Genomic DNA, 18,463 nt, shown 5'->3' on the forward strand with positions numbered 1-18,463 from the left:
AGGGCATCAATGGGGAGTGAGGCATGACCAATCCAACTGAGGGGGTGCCTCAGAAGCACCCCAGCTTGTTCGAGCCGGCGACGCTGCTGCTCATCGCCGCGCTCTGCGTCTTCGGCGCGATCATCGGCATGCAGCTTCTGGTGTCGCTCGGCATCACCGCCAATACCTCGCTGATCGGCGCGCTCGCCGCCATGGCGCTGGCGCGGGTGCCGCTCGCGATCTTCGCGCGCTACCGCTCGATCCATGTCCAGAACCTGGCCCAGAGCGCGATCTCTTCGGCCACGTTCGGCGCGGCGAACAGCCTGCTGCTGCCGGTCGGCATTCCCTGGCTGCTCGGCCGGCCGGATCTCGTCCTGCCGATGCTGGCGGGCGCCTTCTTCGCCATGTTGCTCGATGCCTATCTGCTCTACCGGATGTTCGATTCCCGCGTCTTCCCGGCGACGGGCGCCTGGCCTCCGGGCGTGGCCGCCGCCGAGGCAATCAAGGCCGGCGACGAGGGCGGCCGCAAGGCGGTGCTGATGGGCATCGGCTTCGGCACCGGCATCGCCGCTTCCTTCGTCAAGATCCCGCTGGCCTGGATCGGCTTTGCCGGCTCGACCGCCGTCTCCGGCATTCCGATGTCGGCCTTCGGCGTTGCCTTCATCGGCAATATCTGGGCGCTGCTGATGTTCGGCGTCGGCCTCCTGCTGCGCGGCTATTCAGGCCAGCTCTTCAGCGGCCCGACCTTCGCCAGCATCATCCCGAAGGGCGACCTGATGGCCGCCTATATCCCGCACGGCTTTATGATCGGTGCGGGCCTCGTCGCGCTGCTGCAGGTCGCGTCGCTGCTGTTCCGCCGCGGCGAGGCCAAGGCGGGCGAGGCGACTGCTGGCGTCTCGGATGTCGAGGTCAAGCGCGCGCTTGGGCTGGGCACGGTTGGCTATCTCGTGATTGCCGTCTTCATCGCCATTGTCGGCGGGTTGATGACCGACATGTCGATGGGCATGCTGATCCTGTTCGTGCTTTACGCCGCCTTCGCGGCCTATGTCCACGAGCTGATCGTCGGCCTGGCGGCGATGCATTCCGGCTGGTTCCCGGCCTTCGCGGTGGCGCTGATCACGCTGATCATCGGCATGCTGATGGGCTTCCCGATGCCGGCTCTGGCGCTGCTCGTCGGCTTCTCCGCCGCGACGGGACCTGCCTTCGCCGACATGGGCTATGACCTCAAGGCCGGCTACCTGCTGCGCGGCAACGGCGCCAACCCCGCCTTCGAGCGCGAGGGCCGCCGCCAGCAGCTCTTCGCGGCGATGTTCGCCTTCGTCGTGGCGGGCGCGGTCGTGCTGTTCTCCTACCAGTCCTATTTCGACCAGAACCTGGTGGCCCCCGTCGACAAGGTCTATGCCGCGACGATCAAGGCCGGCGTCGCGCCAGGCGTGGCCTGGCAGCTCTTCCTTTGGGCTATCCCCGGCGCGATCCTGCAGTTCATCGGCGGGCCGAAGCGGCAGATCGGCGTGCTCTTCGCCACCGGCCTGTTGATCAACTTCCCGATGGCGGGCTGGGCGGTGCTGGCCGGCATCCTCTGCCGGATCATCTGGGAGAAGCTGCGCGGTGCGAGCGGCGAGGGCGACATGGAGGTCTTCGCCGCGGGTGTGATCGCGGGCGATGCGATCTTCTCCTTCTTCGACTCCGTCTCGAAGAACTTCTGGAAGCGCTGAACGAGACAGGCCCCGGGGCGATCGCCCCGGGGCCGCTTCATTTCGGAAAAGAGGTTGCCATGAGCAAGCTGGGCACGCTGACCATCGGCCAGGCGCCGCGCGCCGACATCACGCCGATCCTCGACGACGTGCTGGATGCGCGTCTGGCACGGCGCCATGCCGGTGTACTGGACGGCCTGAGCCGTGCCGAGATCGAACGGGGTTTCGCGGCCGAGGCCGGAAAGCCGGTGCTGATCACCAAGCTCCTCGACGGCAGCGCGGTCGTCATCGACCGGGCGCGCACCGAGGCGGCGGCCCAAACGAAGCTCGCCATGCTGGAAGCCGAGGGCTGCTCGACGATCCTGATGCTCTGCACCGGGCATTTCGCGAGCTTGCATACGCAGACAGCGCGCTTGATCGAGCCGGACCGCATCTTGCCGCCGACGGTGGCAGCACTGGTGCAGGGCGCCCAGCTCGGCATCATCGTGCCGCTCGCCGAGCAGATTTCATCGGAGGCCGGAAAATGGGCGCCGCTTGGTCGTGCGCCGCTCTATGCCGCCGCCTCGCCTTATGGCGGGGAAGGGGCGTCGGTCGCGGAAGCGGCCCGTGATCTCAACGGGCGCGGTGCCGAAATCCTGCTGATGGATTGCATGGGCTTCGTCGAGCGGCATCGCCGCGAGGCGGCCGAAGCCGGGCTGCCGGTCATCCTCTCCAACAGCCTGATCGCCAAGCTGGTCTCCGAGATCGTTTGACGGCGGTGGGTGCCGCTATGACAGAAAGGCCGCCTTTCAGGCGGCCTTTCTCGTTCGCGGAAGGCGCAGGACTTACTTCGAGGCGAAGACGCCGACGCTGCTCGCGGTGATGTCGAAGGACAGCGTCGCGACGACGGCGGCGCCGCACCATTTCGAGCGGCCGCTGCCGGTCGTGATGCCGCGCGGGTCGGCCGTCAGCAGGAAACACTCGGTCTTCGACAGCGTGGTGTCGTGGTAGCGCAGGTCGGCGGTCAGGTTCTTCCAGTTATAGGACACGCCGGCATTCCAGTAGGTGTAGTCCGGCAGATTGGTCGCCGGAACCGTCGACCAGATCGCGAGATTGGTGGTTCCGAGCCAGTAATGGCCGAGCTCGCCGGAGACCGAAAGGCCCTCCAGGAAGGGCAGGTTGTATTTGGCGGTGACCGAGGCATAGGTGCCGCTCGCGCCGGTGCCGAGCCAGTCCCAGGCATGATAGGCGTTGGCGCCGAGCGTCAGGCTCTCCGCGAAGGTATAGGAGACCTTGCCATAGACCTCGGTGAAATCCGTGTTCTTCGGCGTCCAGAATACGCCGGCGACATCGATGAGCTGCTTCTCGCTCGGATAGTAGTATTGCATCACGCCGAAATCGAAGGCGAGATCGCCGAATTTCGGCCGGATACCGGCGTAGAAGTCGATTTCCGCATCGGGGCGCGTGGCGAGATCGACGCTGGCACCGTAGACGCCGGCATAGAACAGGTTGTTGTAGACCTGCAGCTCGGCGCCGCCGCCGATGCCGGGCTTGCGGTCGGTCTGCGAAATGCCGCGGAAATTATAGTCGGTCTGGGCCTTCACATTGACGGCAATGTCGAACCAGGTGATCGCCGGGACGACCGGGACCGGGGGTGCGCCCTTCCTGCTCGGCAGGTCGGAGGCATGAGTCCCGGTGATGCCGGCCGCCAGGGCCAGCCCGAGTATCGAGGATCGGAAGAGATCGGACATCTGCTGGAACCCCTCGCCGCGCCGTGATCGCGCTGTCACGCCATCAAGCGGATGAGGCCGGTTTTCCGGCAAGACGAGCTTTTGGGCTGAACGCACAGCCAAAAAGCAAAGGCCCCCGAAACGGGGGCCTTCGCGCCTGCAAAAAAGGCAGTCCGGATTATCCGGGGCGCCGCGACATTTTTGTCACGCTCGCGCGGCGTGTTCCGAACGTCTCAGCGCTGCGCAGGCTGGCTGGCGTAAGCCGCAGTCGTCTGGTCGAGGCTGGAGGTCCTGAGCCCGGTGGCACGGCGCGGCGGCAGCGGGGCACTGGTCGCGGTCGGCGCAGCCGGGACCACCGAAACGACCGGGGCCGAGGCGGTGGCGACGCTCTGGTCGGCGGTGCCGCCGAAGGTCGGCATGAAGCTGAGCGCGCGCTGCAGGAACGGCTTGTCCTCGGCGGGAGCGGCGGGGGCGACCGGGGTGGAAGAAGCGCTGGCCAGCACCGGCGCCTGCTGGGCATTGCCCGGAGCGACCTTGGCGAGCTGCGTGGCGGCCGGCTCCTCGACAGGCGCGGCGGCGACGGCGGCGAGGATGGCGTCGTTATCGGCGGATGCGGCGCGCACGGTCGCCTTGGCCTTGCCTGCGTTGTCGAGCACGACGACACGCGGGCCGGAGGCGAGCGCATCCTCGCGGCTGATGCCGACATCGCGCGAAGCCCAGGAGGCCGAGCGGTTCAGGGCATCGGCGCCGTTCGAGGCCAGCGCGCGCTTGAACGAGGCGTGCTGGTCGCCATCTTCATAGATCAGCTTGATCGCGGGCGTGCCCTTGGCGACGAGCGCGGCGACCTGGACTTCATCCTCGCGACGCTTCTCGGCGACGGCGGCCGGGGCCTGGCCGCCATTGAAGACATAGCGGCCGCCGGCAACGGAAATCGCCGGCTCGTCCTTGGTGACCTCGAAATAGTCCGAGCCTTCCTTCAGGTTCTTCCAGAAGGCGATATTGGGGTCGAGCCGGTGCTTGGCGAGGTTCTGCGCGGTCATCCGAAACGGATAGGCCTGCATCTGCACGGCGCGCTGGCCGGCATTCTGGGCCTCGCGAACCAGCGCATAGATCTCGCCGATCTGGTCGTCCGTCATCGAATAGCAGCCGGCCGAGGAGCAGGCGCCATGCACCATCAGATGCGCGCCGGTGCGACCATAGGAGCGATCATAGGCATTGGGATAGCCCATGTTGAACGAGACGTAATAGGACGAGTTCGGGTTCATCTGCTGCGGCCCAATGGCATAGAAGCCCTCCGGCGCCATGCGATCGCCCTCGCGGACCTTCGGGCCGAGCTGGCCGGACCAGCGGCACATCGGATAGGTCTTCAGCAGTGCATATTGCCCGTCGGCCCTGCGCTTCCAGACCTCGAGCTCCGACTCCTTCTTGAACGAGCGGATGATGATCGGCTGGTCCTTGCTCATGCCCTTCTCGGACATCAGCGCATAGGTCGCGTTCGGGATCGGGATGGTGTGCCGGGCGGAACCGCGATAACGGTCTTCCTCGCAGGCACCCAGCGTCAATGCAACAAAAGCCACGAGTGCGAGTTGCTTGATTGCCACGTCGTCAATCCCATTGATCGGCAGGCCGGGGCGCGACCTGTGACTTCGCAAGGCGGCCAAATTGTGCCCGCCGACTCGTTTTAGATGCGTTAGCCTTGAGGGTTCCTTACCATAGGCCTCCCGCGTCTGGCCACATGGTCAACGCGGGGTAAAGAAGCCCTGTCTTCGCAGATGCGGGATACTCGCTTCCCGAGATTGCTCAGAGATTGCGGCCGATCGCCAGGAACTTGTCGGCCCGCTTGTTGACGATGTCGTCAGCGCTCAGGCCGGCCAGCTCACCGAGCGCTGCGGAAATGGCGTCGCCCGCGCGGGTGATCGCGGCCTGGCCGTCGCGATGGGCGCCGCCGGTCGGCTCCTGCACGATCCGGTCGATGATGCCGAACTTCAAAAGGTCCTGCGCCGTGATCTTCATGCCGGTCGCGGCGTCCTGCGCGCGCGCCGTGTCGCGCCAGAGGATCGAGGCCGCGCCTTCCGGCGAGATCACCGAATAGATCGCGTGCTCCATCATCATGACGCGGCTGGCGGCGGCAATCGCGATCGCACCACCCGAGCCGCCTTCGCCGATGACGAGCGCAACGCTCGGGCTGCGCAGGCCGAGCCAGGCCTCGGTCGAGCGAGCGATGGCCTCGGCCTGGCCGCGCTCCTCCGCCTCGATGCCGGGATAGGCGCCGGCGGTGTCGACGAAGCTCAGAACCGGCAGGCCGAAGCGGTCGGCGAGCTCGGTCAGGCGCACGGCCTTGCGGTAGCCCTCGGGCTTGGGCATGCCGAAATTGTGCCGGATGCGGGTCTCGGTCGAATCGCCCTTCTCCTGGCCGATGACGCAGACGGGCTCGCCGCGGAAGCGGCCGAAGCCGCCGACGATGGCCTCGTCCTCGCCGAAGGCGCGGTCGCCGGCGAGCGGGGTGAACTCGGTGATCAGCCCGGCGCAGTAATCCTTGAAATGCGGGCGCTGCGGATGGCGCGCCACCAGAGTCTTCTGCCAGGGCGTCAGCGCGGCATAGAGCTCCTTCAGCGCCTGGCTGGCGCGCGCGTCGAGCTTGCCGATCTCCTCGGACAGGGAGATGCCGTCGCCGCGTGCCTCCAGGGCCCGCAGCTCATCCGCCTTCGCCTCCAGCTCGGCGACCGGTTTCTCGAAATCCAGATAGCTACGCATCGTGATCCAGTTCAGATTCCGCGCCTTGGGCGGGCGGAGCGGCGGTTTACAGCGAAACCGGGCTTGAAAAGCGGCGGACCTTGGCCGCGCCCCGGCGAAATTGTCAACCCGTTCGTGGCTTCGCAGGCGGGTTTGCCGCACGTGGCGTGGGTGAAGGTTGCGGCAGCAGGACGGGTCTCAGCGCGAAGCTGCGTCTTGTCGCGCGCAGGGGCGCGCGCCGGTAGAACTGTTTGGTGGCGTCGATGATATGGACGCCGGCGAAGGGCAGCGAGAGGCCCGCGCCGATCTGCTCCCAGGCCAGCGCCGAGCGCATCAGCAGCCGCCTTTGCAGGGGCGGAACATAGAGCGCCTCGGTCCAGTGCTCGGGCGAGAATTCGGCGCCGCGCATCAGGGCGGAAAGCTGGCGGCGGCTGAAGGGTCTGCCCTGGCCGAAGGGCGTGCCGTCCATCCGGGCCCAGAGCCCGCGCCGGTTGGGCACGACCAAAATCATCCGCCCGCCGGGATTGAGCACGCGCGAGACCTCTTCCAGCAGGTCGTCGGGGCTTTCGGTCTCTTCCAGCGCATGGACGAGCACGACGCGGTCGATCGAAGCGGTCGGCAGCGGCAGAAGCGTGGGCTCGACCAGAGCGGAGGCGGAGAGGCCGGACGAGGGCCAGTTCACCACGCCCTGCGCCGCCGGCATGAAGGCGATGGTCCGCTCGGCCTGCATGCCGAGCACCGAGAGATAGGGCGTCGAGTAGCCGAGGCCCAGCACGCGCTGGCGCGCGCAATCCGGCCAGAAGCGGAGCATCGCCCGGCCGATGAAGCGCCGGGCCACATGGCCGAGCGGGCTTGCATAGAAGGCGCGCAGGTCGACGACGTCGAGAGGCATCGCGCCTGAGATGGAACGCGCAAGGCCTGAACGCAAGGGTGTCCCGAGGCGATGCCGGGTTGATCGGCGGCCGGGCATGGCTCATGCAGGGCACATGACCGCTCGCCGTTCCGGCGGGCCGACCCTGCCGGAGGAAGCCATGCCGCTCGACCTTCACGTCTTCCGTACGCTCAACGACAATGCGGGCGCGCTGCTCCACGATCCCGCGAGTGGCGCCTGCGCGGCCGTCGACGTTCCCGATGCCGGCGAGACGCTCGCCGCTGCCAGGGCCAAGGGCTGGACGATCAGCGACATCTTCATCACCCATGCCCATCACGACCACACGCAAGGCGTGGCCGAGGTGAAGCAGGCGACCGGGGCGAATGTCGTCGGCCCGGCCGATGCGCGGACCAGCGCGCCGCTCGATCGGGTTCTCGGCGAGGGCGATACCGTCGGCTTCGGCGGCGAGAGCTTCGAGATCTGGCATACGCCCGGTCATTCCGACGGGCATCTCAGCCTCATTGGGCGCGGGGCCAAGCTCGCGCTGGTCGGGGATGTCGTCTTCGTGATGGGCTGCGGACGGGTCCAGCCCGGCCAGATGGAGCGGATGTGGACCTCGCTGTCGCGGCTGATGGCGCTGCCGGGCGATGTCCGTCTGCTAGGCGGCCACGACTATACCCTGTCCAATGCCCGCTTCGCCCGGTCGGTCGATTCCACCAACGATGCGCTGAAGGCGCGCTTTGCGGAGGCCGAGAAGGCCAAGGCCGAGGGCCGATTCTGGGCGCTGACCACGGTCGCCGAGGAAAAGGCGACCAATCCGTTCTTCCGGGCGGCCGAACCGGCGCTGGCAAAAGCGGTCGGGCTGGCAGGCGCCGCACCGGGCGAGGTCTTCGCCGCGCTTCGCGAAGCCAAGAACCGGTTCTGACCATGACGATGCGGTTGGACGGGCTGACGGCGGCGGAGGTCATCCGCCTGCTCGACCTCAAGCCCCACCCCGAAGGCGGCCATTATCGCGAGACGTTTCGCGATCCGGCCGGGCCGGAGGGGAGGGGCTTCTCGACCGCGATCTATTATCTGCTCGATACGGGCGAGACCTCGGAATGGCATCGCGTCGATGCGGCCGAGATCTGGCACCATTATGCCGGGGCGCCATTGGTGATCACGGTCTCGCCGAACGGGCACGATGCCTCGGCCCATCATCTCGGCACCGAGCTTGCCGCCGGCCAGCGGCCGCAATTCGTGGTGCCGGCCGGCTGGTGGCAGAGCGCGACCTCGCTCGGCGCCTGGACGCTGGTCGGTTGCACGGTCGCGCCGGGTTTCGAATTCAAGGGCTTCGAGATGGCGCCGCCGGGCTGGCGGCCGACACCACGCAAGCCTTCCGGGGGATAGGATGCTGACCAAGACGGACGACAGCGAATTCGTGCTCGGCTGCGAGCGGCGCATCATCAATGCCTGGCCGGCGCTATCGACGCTCATCGTCGGCGATTGGGTGCTGCGCTTTGCCAACGGCTATTCGGGCCGGGCGAATTCCGCGACGCCGCTGAGCTATGGCGCCGAGCTCGACGGCACGATGCTGGACCTGATCGAGGAGCTCTATCGCGCGGATGGGCTGATCCCCGCCATCCGCCTGACACCACTGGTGGCGGATGCGACGCGCACGGCGGTGCTGGAGCGTGGCTACAGGATCAAGGACCAGTCCTTCGGCCAGATTGCGCCGGTTGCCGGCTTTTCACCATCCGAGGAGGCGGAGCTGCAGATCGAGGCGCGGCCGAGCCAGGAATGGATAGCGGGCGCCGCAGCCCTGCAGAGCGGCAACAAGACCCATGCCGGCAATCTCGCAGCGATCATCGAGAAGGTGAGGTTGCCGGCCGGTTTCGCGACCTGGCTGGTCGAGGGCGAGGCGGTCGCCTTCGGCATGAGCGTCGCCGAGCGCGGCATGGCCGAGATCGGCCTGATCTGCGTCCAGCCCGGCCATCGCGGCCATGGCTATGGTCGCAGGATCGTGCGGGGGCTGATGGGCTGGGCGGCGGCGATGGGCTGCCACAGCGCCTATCTGCAGGTCGAGCGGAGCAACGCGGTCGCGATCAACCTCTATGGCAGCCTCGGCTTTCGCGAGCTCTACCAGTACGAGACGCGCATCCTCGACTGAGGCGTTTCAGCGCGTCAGCAGCGCCGTGCCGTAGAGGCCGATGGCGAAGAGGGTGTGGCTGACGAAATTCAGCAGGCGGATCTGGTTCGCGTTCGGCTTCTTCGAGGCGGCGATGCCCATGCCCATGCCCGGCTGCAGGAGGAACCAGCCGCAGCCGATCGTCGCCCAGCCGACGATGAGGGCCGGCAGGAAGGTCGGGTTGCGGGCCCAGCCGGCTCCGGCGATCGCCAGCACGATCCCGGCGAAGGCGATGCCGACGAGATAATGGCAGATCCAGCCGATCGCGAGCTCGCCGGCGACAGGTTCGGATTTGGCGATGTCGTCATGCCAGACGCGCCCGCGCGGCAGATGGGCAAACCAGCGGCCGGGCATCGCCCAGTTCGGCTTGAGGAAGCCGAAGAGACGCAGAAACTGAGCCCAGATATCGGTGAGCGCGGTCGCGCCGACGCCGATGACGACCATCCGCAAGATCAGATCCGACACGTTCCATCCCCCAGGCCGCATCGAGGCAGCGTCCCTCCTGTTGGAGCGGCGTTCGCGGCGGCGGTCAACCGCCACTCCGAGCCGATGAAGCGCGGGTGGGCTGCATGCGGCGCATCGCCCCGCCGGGGAACCGCGGCCGCTGCCGACGGGTTGCCTCCGCTGATCCGCATCGACCGAGGGGGAAGATCATGGCCACGGCGACCGCCGAGACGTCACGCAGCGCGACCAAGGCCGCGACCGGGCCGCATGGTGCCGCAGAGCTGCCCTCCGTCGTGGTCACCAGCTACAATCTGGAGGTCCGTGACGATGACGGCTTCGTCGGCGACAAGGCGAGCCGCGGCGCCTTCATCGAGCATCTCGACGCATTGCGCAGCCATCTCAAGCGCAACGGCGACGATCCGCTCGAGGGCAAGACCGCCGAGATCAGCAAGAAGGAGCTCGATGCGCTGATCAAGGACGGCGATGCGAAAGAGGCCGCATTGGTGCTCAGCGCCGTCGAAGGCTTCGCTCAGTCGCTGGCCTTCGTCATCCGCCGGTTCGCGCGATTGAAGAGCTGGGCGGAGATCGAGCGCATCGTCGTGGGTGGAGGCTTCCGCGAGAGCCGGGTCGGCGAGCTCGCCATTGCGCGCGCCGCCATCATCCTGCGCACCGACGGGCGCGACCTCGATCTCGTGCCCGTCAGCCACCACCCCGACGAGGCCGGGCTGGTCGGCAGTGCCCATCTCGCGCCGAAATGGATCTTCGAGGCCTATGACAGCCTCGTCGCCGTCGATATCGGCGGCTCGAACATCCGCGCCGGCATCGTCGAGCTCCGGCAGAAGAAGGTTCCGGACCTGAGCAAGGCGCGGGTCTGGAAATCCGACCTTTGGCGCCATGCCGACGAGGAGCCCAGCCGCGACGAGGCGATCAAGCGACTGGGCAAGATGCTGCGCGAGCAGATCGGCAACGCGGAGAAGGAGGGCTTGCGCGTGGCGCCCTTCATCGGCGTCGGCTGTCCCGGCTTGATCCAGCCGGACGGCGCGATCGATCGCGGGGCGCAGAACCTGCCCGGCAATTGGGAAAGCAGCCGCTTCAATCTCGTCGACAGCATCCGCGACCTCGTGCCGGAGATCGGCGAGCACGAGACCGAAGTGGTGATGCACAATGATGCGGTGATCCAGGGCCTGAGCGAGATGCCGGCGATGCAGGATGTCGCGAACTGGGCGGTACTGACCATCGGTACCGGCCTTGGCAATGCGAGCTATCACAACCGCGCCAAGGCGAGGAGCAAGGAGCGGGCTTGAGCGGCGCGTGGCTGAAAGCGATGCTTTCGCCATCTTCAGGTCGTGTTTTGCGGTGATGAGGCGGCGGGGCCCGTCTCCCCGCCCTGTTTCATCCGCAAGCCCGGGAGCCCTCCGTGCCGGCCGAATCCCGCTCTTCATCTTGCCTTGCGCGCATGGCTGTGCCGAGGGTCGAGCCGGAGCCGAATCACCTGGACGGGCAGGGCCGCATCCCCATGACAACGCGCAGGACGCGAGCGTCGTTTTCGAGCCTGAGGGGCTTCCTGGCACTCTGCCTGATGCTCGTCGCCATGGCTTTTGCCGTGGCCGGCACATCCCTGGCGCAAACCGCGGCGGAGCCGGGCAGCCTTCGCGCCCGGCTGGATGGCGTCCGCGCCGATCTCGCCCAGATCGAAACGACGATGGCCTCGCCCAGCCCGAGCGACGCCGAATTGCAGCGGCAGCGCCTGCGCCTGCAGCCCTCGCTCGATCAATTGCGCCTGATCATCGACGAGCAGACGCCACGCGTCGATCAGGCCAAGCTCCGGCTCGAGCAACTCGGTCCCAAGCCCGAAGCCAGTGCCCCGGCCGAGAGCGCCGAGATCACGCGCGACCGCGAGGCGCGGGCCAAGGCCTTCGCCGATGCGGACGAGACGCTGAAGCTCGCCAAGGCCTCGCTGCTCCAGGCGGAGCAATTGCAGAGCAGCATCGGCGACAAGCGTCGGGAAATCTTTGCGAGGGAGCTGTTCGCCGCCGGTCCATCCGTGGCGAATCCGGAGGTCTGGGGCAACGCGATCGCGACGGCGCCCGAAGACCTGCGCGCCTCCGGCTATATCTTCGGCGGCTGGCTGGAGGGCGTCCGCGACGCCTTCTCCGGCACGCGCGGGGCCGTGGTCGCCTTCGCCCTGATGGGCGCGATCCTGCTCTACGTCGCGCGGGCGCGCTATCTGCCGCGCTTCAAGGCGCGCTTCAGCCACACGCAGGACACCGGCAACCTGCACTGCCTCTATGTCGCGCTTGCCCATATCATAGCCGGTGCGGCGCCGCCGGTGCTGGCGAGCTGGCTGATCTACAAGGCCCTCAACACGACGGGGCTGCTGCCGCCGCGCATCCAGCCGGTGATCTGGGCGGTGGTCGTCGGTCTCGCCTTCTTCGCCTTCGTGCAGGCGCTGGCCGATGCGCTGTTCGCGCCGTCGAGTCCGCAGCGTCGTCTCGTCAAGGTGATGGATACGACCGCGCGCAGCGTCGTCTGGATCGCAAGCTCGCTCGCGGCGGTGATGTCCGTCGGCAAGGTCTTCGAGGCCTGGCTGCAGGCCATCGCCGCGGGCCTTGCCATCTCGATCATCGTGAAGGCGTTCTTCGCCATCCTGTTCGCGCTCGCCCTGATCGCCGGGCTCTACCAGATCCGCGATGACGAAGAGGTCGAGGAGGAGGCCTGTCTCGGCCCCTATGTCCCGGTGGACGGTGCGAGTCTGGGGCCGGTGCGCATCCTCGGCTGGATCATCGGCTTCTCGATCATCGCCGCGACTCTCGGTGGCTATGTCATCTTCGCCGCCTTCCTGGCCGAGCAGGCGCTCTGGGTCGGTATCGTCGCCTGCCTGTTCCTGCTGGTCTTCCAGTTCATCGATCTCGGCATTCCCCGCCTGTTCGGCGGCAAGGGCCGTTTCGCGCTGACGCTCAAGGCCGGCATGGGCCTGCGGAGCGCGACGCTCGACAAGATCTCGGTCATCGGCGTCGGCATGCTGAAGCTCCTGCTGATCGCGGTGACGCTGCTGCTCGTGCTCGCGCCCTGGGGGCTGGAATCGAGCGATTTCCTGGTGTCGCTGCGGGCCGCCTTCTTCGGTTTCCAGGTCGGCGGCGTCACGGTCTCGCTCTCGACCATCGTCGTCGGCGCGATCGTCTTCGCGATCGGCATCGGCGCGACGCGGGCGATGCAGCGCTGGCTCGAGAACCAGTTTCTGCCGACGACGGCGCTCGACCCGGGTCTGCGCAACTCGATCACCACGGCGGCCGGCTATATCGGCTATATCGCGGCGGCGGCGATCACGGTCACGGCGGTGGGCCTCAGCCTGGAGCGCCTGACGCTGGTGGCGTCGGCGCTGTCGGTCGGTATCGGTTTCGGCCTGCAATCGGTCGTGTCGAACTTCGTCTCGGGCCTGATCCTGCTCTGGGAGCGTCCGATCCGGGTCGGCGACCAGGTGCTGGTCGGCGATATCGAGGGCATCGTCAAGCGCATCAACGTCCGCTCGACGGAGATCGCGACCTTCGACCGGGCGACGGTGATCGTCCCGAACTCGAACCTGATCTCGGGTGTGGTGCGCAACCGCGTCCGCAACGACCGGACCGGGCGCGTGCTGATCGCGCTTACCGTACCGCGCTCGCTCGATGCCGGCCAGGTCAGGGCGATGCTGTCCGAAGTCGCCTCGAACCATGGCGACGTCATGCAGAAGCCGCCGCCGGCGGTGATGTTCAAGAAGCTCGGCACCACGACGATGGATTTCGAGCTGATTTGCGTGGTCGGCGATGTCGAGATCACCGGACGGGTCAACAGCGACCTGAATTTCGCGATCCACAAGCGCCTCGCCGAAATGGAGCCGGCTGCTCCGGTTCCGGAGCTGATGGTGCGCGGGCTCGAGGGCGTCGAGCATTCGCTCGGCAGCATCGCCGACGCCGTTGGACAGCGCGACGGTGGGCGCAGCCGCACGAAGCGGGACGTGCCGAAACCGGCTCCGGCCGCGTCGGCACGCCGCGCGCGCAAGCCGGTCGTGGCGGAGGAGCCCGAGGAGGAAGAGGCCGAGGCCAACAAGCCCGCTTCCGCCCCGGCGCCCGAGCCGGCCAAGGATGACAGCAAGGAATGATCGGATGCCCAGCCTTTTCCGCCGTGCCGCGGCCTCGCGCGCGATGACCTGCCCGGCCGCTCTTGCCGGCGCGCTTGCCGTCCTCGGCGTTGCCGGCTGTGCCGAGCCGCAGCGCCAGGCACAGCCGGCCTTCTATCGCGATCTCGGCTCGGCCTCGGCGCAGGTCGATACGGAACAGGCGCGGGCGATGATCTCGGCCTATCGCCTCAATGCCGGGCTCGGCACCCTCGTGCTCGATCCCGCATTGGTCGAGGCCGCCCGGCGCGAAGCCGCAGCGATGGCAGGCTCGGACAAGCCGGCCCAGGCCGAGGCCGTCAAGGCGCGCCTTGTCCGCGACGGGCAGGCAGGGGCCGAGGCCAATCTCTCGGCCGGCTATCGCCGCCTGGCCGAGGCCTTCTCGGGCTGGCGGGATTCGCCGCAGCATGATCGCGTCATGAAGGACGCGAAGGCGAAGCGCATGGGCATTGCGACAGCCTATGCGCCCGGCTCGAAATATCAGGTCTATTGGGCGCTGATCGTCGCGCCGTAGCGGCGTTTTACGGGCGGGGGCCGGTCGGGCCCCACCGGTCGGCGGGTCATCAAGGCTCGCGTCACAACTATTGGTTGTGAATTTACGGTTGCGCAACCATATGCAACCTATTCTTGTGCCCATCCAAGATTTCCCGCTTTGGGATCGTTCTGGAGGGTGCCGATGTCACGCCGTCCGCTTGCGCTTGCCCTGTTCGCCGCCTTTGCCCTGCCGGGAGCTGCCAGCGCCCAGTCGGGCGGCCTCATCGACGTCTGTACCGGCCTCGGCGTCAATCTCCCGGTGCTTCAGCCTGTGGCGGGGGCCGCATCCGGATTGCTCGCCGGCCTGCTTGATCCCGTCTTGAACGGCATCGTCGGCGATGTGAACCTAAATTTGCGCGATGCGCTGAGCGGCCGGAATATCGGCCTGAGTATCCGCGATCAGAATGGCAATCTCGTCACCCTGCCGGGGAACTGCAAGCTCAAGACGGACGGCGTCACGGTCGAGGGACCGGGCGGCATCGCGATCGGCGGCGGCGAAGTCAGCGGACTGGGCGGGACGACCAGCCCGAAGGCAAGCGCGGCCGATTCCAACGCCATCGCCTTCGGCAATGGCGCGGCGACATCGGGGGCTGCGACTGGCGCGGTCGCGATCGGCTTGCGCGGGGCGGTCACGGCGGCGGACGGGGTGGCGATCGGGCGCGACAGCTCGGTCTCGGCTGCGGGCGGCATTGCGCTGGGGGCTGACTCGGTTGCTCTGCGGGCCGGGCTCGCGGGCGGGGCCGAGGCCTTCAGCGGAGTCGCGGTCGCCTCGATGCAAGGGGCGCTGTCGATCGGCTCGGCCGGAAACGAGCGCCAGATCACGCATGTCGCCGGCGGCACACAGGATACCGATGCGGTCAACCTGCGCCAGCTCCGCTCAGTCGCCAATGGCGCGGCTTCGGCGCTCGGTGGCGGAGCAGGCTTCGATGCGAATGGCAGCTTCACCGGCCCGAGCTATGCCTTGCGCGGCGGGATCTACACGACCGTTGGTGCAGCATTGATCGCACTCGACCAGCAGAACGGCGTGATCGCCGGCAATAATAGCAGCGGCTATGCGCTGGCCTCCGCCGCCGGCAACGATGCGATGGCGGCGGGCTATGGCGCACGGGCCGACGGTGCGCGCGCGACGGCGATCGGCACGCAGGCGCAGGCCAGCGGCGAGGAAAGCGTCGCGATCGGTGCCGGTGCGGTCGCCTCCCGACCGCGGCAAGTGGCGATCGGCACGGCCGCCAGCACCTATTCGCTGCCCGGCCTGACCTCGGCGGCGAGCCGTGCCGCACAATCCGGACCGACGCAGGTCGTGACCACCGATGCGGCCGGCAATCTCGCGACGCTCCCGATCGATCTCGCCGGCCTCGACCAGCGCATCGACGGCGTCGCGGCCTATGCGCGGGAGGGGCGGCGCGAAGCCCGGCAAGGCGTCGCGGCTGCGATGGCGATGACCGCGGCGGCAATGCCGTCCCGCCCCGGCAAGACGAGCTGGAGCGGCAACACCGCGACCTATAAGGGCGAATGGGCGGCGGGTTTCGCCGTGGCGCATCGGCTCGACGTCGCCATCCCCGTCGCGATCAATGCCGGTATCAGCCTGACAGGCAACAGCTTCGGCGGCGCCCGGATGGGCTTGAGCGGCGAGTTCTGAAAGGCTAGCGGTCGAGACCCGCAACGACCACTGTCACGCTCCCGCCAGATCCTGTCAGCGGCTGCGTCTTGCGCCTCTTACCCGGAGCGGCTGGTGCGGCTAGCCTGCATGTCATGCCTCCGCGCCCACGCAAGCCGACCCCGCTTCCTGTCGAACAGGCCCGCCGCCTCTGGCTGAAGGCGCAACGGCTTGATCGGCGCGATCCGTTCGGGGCTGGGCCGGAAGCCGCGCGCGCCGCGATCGAGCATCTCGGCTATGTCCAGATCGACACGATCAACGTGATCGAGCGCTGTCACCACCATATCCTCTACGCCCGCATCCCGGCCTATCGCCGGGCCGATCTGGCGCATCTGCAATCGGTCGGGAAGAGCGTCTTCGAATACTGGACGCATGCGCTGGCCTATGTACCCACCCGCGACATCCGCTATTTCCTGCCGGCGATGAAGGCGCATCGCGAGGAGCCGAAGCGCTGGTCGGCGGTCGGCGCCCGAGACGAGACGCGCAAGCTGCTCCGCCGCATCCGCAAGGACGGGGCGCTTTCGATCCGCGACATCGAGGAGGAGCTGATCGAGAAGGCGCATCTCTGGGCCAGCAAGAAGCCGTCCAAGGGGCTGCTGGAACGGGCCTTCTACGATGGCGAGCTGGCGATCTCGGCGCGGGCCGGCATGGTCAAGACATACGAGCTATTCGATCGGCACTTCCAGTGGGAGAAGAAGCCGACGCCGGCAAACGAACGACAGATCACCGCCTATCTGCTCGACCGGGCGCTGACGTCACAGGGGCTGGTCAGCCTCGATTCGATCTGCCATCTCGACGCGCCCTCGAAGAAGGCGGTGGCGGAACTGATCGCCGCGCGCGTCAAGCGCAAGGACCTCGTTCCGGTCGCGGTGGAAGGCGCCGGCAAGACGCAGCACTGGGCCTCCCCCGCCGCGCTCGAGCCGCTCGCGGCGCCGGACGAGACGCTGATTCATATCCTCTCGCCCTTCGATCCGCTGATGATCCAGCGCAAGCGGGCGAAACTCCTGCTCGATTACGCCCATGTCTTCGAGGCCTATCTGCCGAAGGAGAAGCGTGCCTATGGCTATTTCGGCCTGCCGGTTCTCGCGGGCGAGCGCGTCGTCGCGGTGCTCGACCTCAAGACCGACCGGGCGGCCGGCAAGCTCCTGATGCAGCAATGGACATGGCTCGACGGCTGCGAGACACCGGCGCTGAAGGCGGCGATCGAGGAGGAGTTGCAGCGCTTCGAGCGCTTCCAGCTCGCGCTCGACGAGGTGGCGGTGGAGCCCGCGCCCGAGATCACAAAAATGCCGGCTTGATCGTCGCTGTTGCTCGACCGGGAGCAGAGGGCAGCGCCGGATGACAAGGATATCGCGACCGGCGGCGGATGCCCGCGGCAGAATCGTCGCCTGAGCCATGGTGGCTGCTGCGATCCCGGCTCGGCCTGCGATGCCATCTCCGGGCCTGCCGATTGCCGCGATCCTGCATGCGGCGCTGCTGGCCTGGCTGGCCTCGGTCGCGATCCAGACTTTCGAAAACGTTCCGATCGCCGAGCAAAGCGTCGAGGTCGAGCTGCAGACGCCGGAGGAGTTCGAGGCTCTGACCCGGCCGAAGCGGCCGCCGGTCGTCGCCCCCGCACTTGCGGCGCCGGTGCTGCCGGACGCTCCACCAAAGCCGGACGAGCCGGCTCCGTCGCCGCAGCCGCCCGCTCCGAGCCCGCCGAAAGCCACCGTCGAAGCGGATGGCATGATCCACCCGCCGCGCATGCTGTCTCAGCGGGTGCTGGCCGATCCGCGCAGCCGCGAGACCGTTGCCCTGCTACCGCGCCTCGCACCGGACGAGCGCGTCGAACAGCTCTGCGGGCTGGAGGCGATGGGCCAGATCCATGATTGGCAGCGCGATTTCGAGCCGGATCGCGTCACTGCCTATGCATTGGCCAGTACCAAGCTTTCGGACCGGGTACTGACGGCCGAGGGCGCAGCCTTTCGCAGCAAGCGGCACTGGTACGGGTTGCGCTTCTCCTGCACCGTCTCGGCCGACCTGAAGCGCGTCACGGCCTTCGCCTTCCATGTCGGCGAGCCGATCCCGCGGGAACGCTGGGAGGCGCTGGGCCTGCCCGCCGTGCATTGAGCTTCAGGTGCCGAGCAGGTCGATCAAGGGCGGGATCAGCGGCTCGTCGGCGGGCGGCATGGCGAGATCGCGTAGCTTGCCGGGGCGAACCCATTTCAGCGCCTGGCCCTCGCGGGACATGGGCGTGCCCTGCCAGCGCCGGCAGATATAGAGCGGCATCAGCAGGTGGAATTCGGGATAGGCGTAGCTCGCGAAGGTCAGCGGCGCGAGGCAATCCTCCTTCACGGTGATGCCGAGCTCCTCGGAGAGCTCGCGGATCAATGCCGGTTCCGGCCGCTCGCCGGCTTCGAGCTTGCCGCCGGGGAATTCCCACAGGCCCGCCAGCGCCTTGCCTTCCGGGCGCTGGGTGACGAGGACGCGGTTATCGGCATCGATCAGGGCGCAGGCGACGACGAGAAGCAGCTTCACGGGGG

The 18,463-nt window shown here is 67.7% G+C and carries 17 protein-coding genes; 11 read left to right on the forward strand and 6 right to left on the reverse strand.

All coding sequences use genetic code 11. From position 1 onward, the window contains the following. Positions 1 to 23 precede the first annotated feature (23 nt). Both Q9235_RS19965 and Q9235_RS19970 read left to right on the forward strand, forming a co-directional pair. Positions 24 to 1,694: an OPT/YSL family transporter gene (locus Q9235_RS19965; RefSeq protein WP_306223555.1), complete on the forward strand. Its 1,671-nt coding sequence runs from the start codon at positions 24 to 26 to the stop codon at positions 1,692 to 1,694. 59 nt (positions 1,695 to 1,753) lie between these two features. Next, positions 1,754 to 2,425 (forward strand): AroM family protein, encoded by a 672-nt coding sequence (locus Q9235_RS19970; RefSeq protein WP_306223556.1) that lies wholly within the window; start codon positions 1,754 to 1,756, stop codon positions 2,423 to 2,425. 72 nt (positions 2,426 to 2,497) lie between these two features. On the opposite strand, the gene Q9235_RS19975 is transcribed toward Q9235_RS19970, so the two are convergent. The 4 genes from Q9235_RS19975 to Q9235_RS19990 form a co-directional block, all read right to left on the reverse strand. Continuing rightward, positions 2,498 to 3,403 (reverse strand): TorF family putative porin, encoded by a 906-nt coding sequence (locus tag Q9235_RS19975; RefSeq protein WP_306223557.1) that lies wholly within the window; start codon positions 3,401 to 3,403, stop codon positions 2,498 to 2,500. A gap of 212 nt (positions 3,404 to 3,615) precedes the next feature. After that, the gene (locus tag Q9235_RS19980; protein ID WP_306223558.1) at positions 3,616 to 4,983 is read right to left on the reverse strand and encodes a hypothetical protein; all 1,368 of its coding nucleotides are present in this window, start codon (positions 4,981 to 4,983) and stop codon (positions 3,616 to 3,618) included. 199 nt (positions 4,984 to 5,182) lie between these two features. After that, positions 5,183 to 6,136, reverse strand: a complete 954-nt coding sequence (locus Q9235_RS19985; protein WP_306223559.1) for an acetyl-CoA carboxylase carboxyltransferase subunit alpha — start codon at positions 6,134 to 6,136, stop codon at positions 5,183 to 5,185. A 103-nt stretch (positions 6,137 to 6,239) separates the two neighbouring features. Beyond that, on the reverse strand, positions 6,240 to 7,007 hold the full coding sequence (locus Q9235_RS19990) for a class I SAM-dependent methyltransferase (protein ID WP_306223560.1): 768 nt from the start codon (positions 7,005 to 7,007) through the stop codon (positions 6,240 to 6,242). Between the two features lie 139 nt (positions 7,008 to 7,146). On the opposite strand from Q9235_RS19990, the gene gloB reads away from it, so the two are divergent. From gloB to Q9235_RS20005, 3 genes are read left to right on the forward strand one after another with little or no spacing between them, the layout of a single operon-like run. Further along, a complete protein-coding gene (gloB, locus tag Q9235_RS19995) occupies positions 7,147 to 7,911 on the forward strand; it encodes a hydroxyacylglutathione hydrolase (protein ID WP_306228369.1) in 765 nt (254 codons plus the stop codon). A gap of 8 nt (positions 7,912 to 7,919) precedes the next feature. Next, positions 7,920 to 8,375, forward strand: a complete 456-nt coding sequence (locus Q9235_RS20000; protein WP_422678386.1) for a cupin domain-containing protein — start codon at positions 7,920 to 7,922, stop codon at positions 8,373 to 8,375. A 1-nt stretch (position 8,376) separates the two neighbouring features. Continuing rightward, entirely contained in the window at positions 8,377 to 9,135 is a 759-nt protein-coding gene (locus tag Q9235_RS20005; protein WP_306223562.1) for a GNAT family N-acetyltransferase, read from the forward strand. A gap of 6 nt (positions 9,136 to 9,141) precedes the next feature. Here Q9235_RS20005 and Q9235_RS20010 read toward each other — a convergent pair whose 3' ends face one another. Next, a complete protein-coding gene (locus Q9235_RS20010; RefSeq protein WP_422678222.1) occupies positions 9,142 to 9,639 on the reverse strand; it encodes a DUF2938 domain-containing protein in 498 nt (165 codons plus the stop codon). A 167-nt stretch (positions 9,640 to 9,806) separates the two neighbouring features. Here Q9235_RS20010 and Q9235_RS20015 point away from each other — a divergent pair, with 167 nt between their 5' ends. The 6 genes from Q9235_RS20015 (at position 9,807) to Q9235_RS20040 (ending at position 18,050) form a co-directional block, all read left to right on the forward strand. Further along, on the forward strand, positions 9,807 to 10,901 hold the full coding sequence (locus Q9235_RS20015) for an ROK family protein (protein ID WP_306223565.1): 1,095 nt from the start codon (positions 9,807 to 9,809) through the stop codon (positions 10,899 to 10,901). A gap of 212 nt (positions 10,902 to 11,113) precedes the next feature. Continuing rightward, on the forward strand, positions 11,114 to 13,735 hold the full coding sequence (locus tag Q9235_RS20020; RefSeq protein ID WP_306223566.1) for a DUF3772 domain-containing protein: 2,622 nt from the start codon (positions 11,114 to 11,116) through the stop codon (positions 13,733 to 13,735). Positions 13,736 to 13,739: 4 nt separating this feature from the next. Then, a complete protein-coding gene (locus Q9235_RS20025) occupies positions 13,740 to 14,264 on the forward strand; it encodes a CAP domain-containing protein (RefSeq protein ID WP_306223567.1) in 525 nt (174 codons plus the stop codon). A 162-nt stretch (positions 14,265 to 14,426) separates the two neighbouring features. After that, positions 14,427 to 15,923, forward strand: a complete 1,497-nt coding sequence (locus tag Q9235_RS20030) for a hypothetical protein (protein ID WP_306223568.1) — start codon at positions 14,427 to 14,429, stop codon at positions 15,921 to 15,923. 113 nt (positions 15,924 to 16,036) lie between these two features. Next, a complete protein-coding gene (locus Q9235_RS20035; protein WP_306223569.1) occupies positions 16,037 to 17,239 on the forward strand; it encodes a winged helix-turn-helix domain-containing protein in 1,203 nt (400 codons plus the stop codon). Between the two features lie 130 nt (positions 17,240 to 17,369). Beyond that, complete coding sequence (locus Q9235_RS20040) at positions 17,370 to 18,050, forward strand: DUF930 domain-containing protein (RefSeq protein WP_306223570.1); 681 nt, start codon at positions 17,370 to 17,372, stop codon at positions 18,048 to 18,050. A 3-nt stretch (positions 18,051 to 18,053) separates the two neighbouring features. Here Q9235_RS20040 and mutT read toward each other — a convergent pair whose 3' ends face one another. Further along, on the reverse strand, positions 18,054 to 18,458 hold the full coding sequence (gene mutT / locus Q9235_RS20045) for an 8-oxo-dGTP diphosphatase MutT (RefSeq protein ID WP_306223571.1): 405 nt from the start codon (positions 18,456 to 18,458) through the stop codon (positions 18,054 to 18,056). Positions 18,459 to 18,463 lie beyond the last annotated feature (5 nt).

Source organism: Bosea beijingensis (assembly GCF_030758975.1).
GTDB classification, from domain to species: domain Bacteria; phylum Pseudomonadota; class Alphaproteobacteria; order Rhizobiales; family Beijerinckiaceae; genus Allobosea; species Allobosea beijingensis.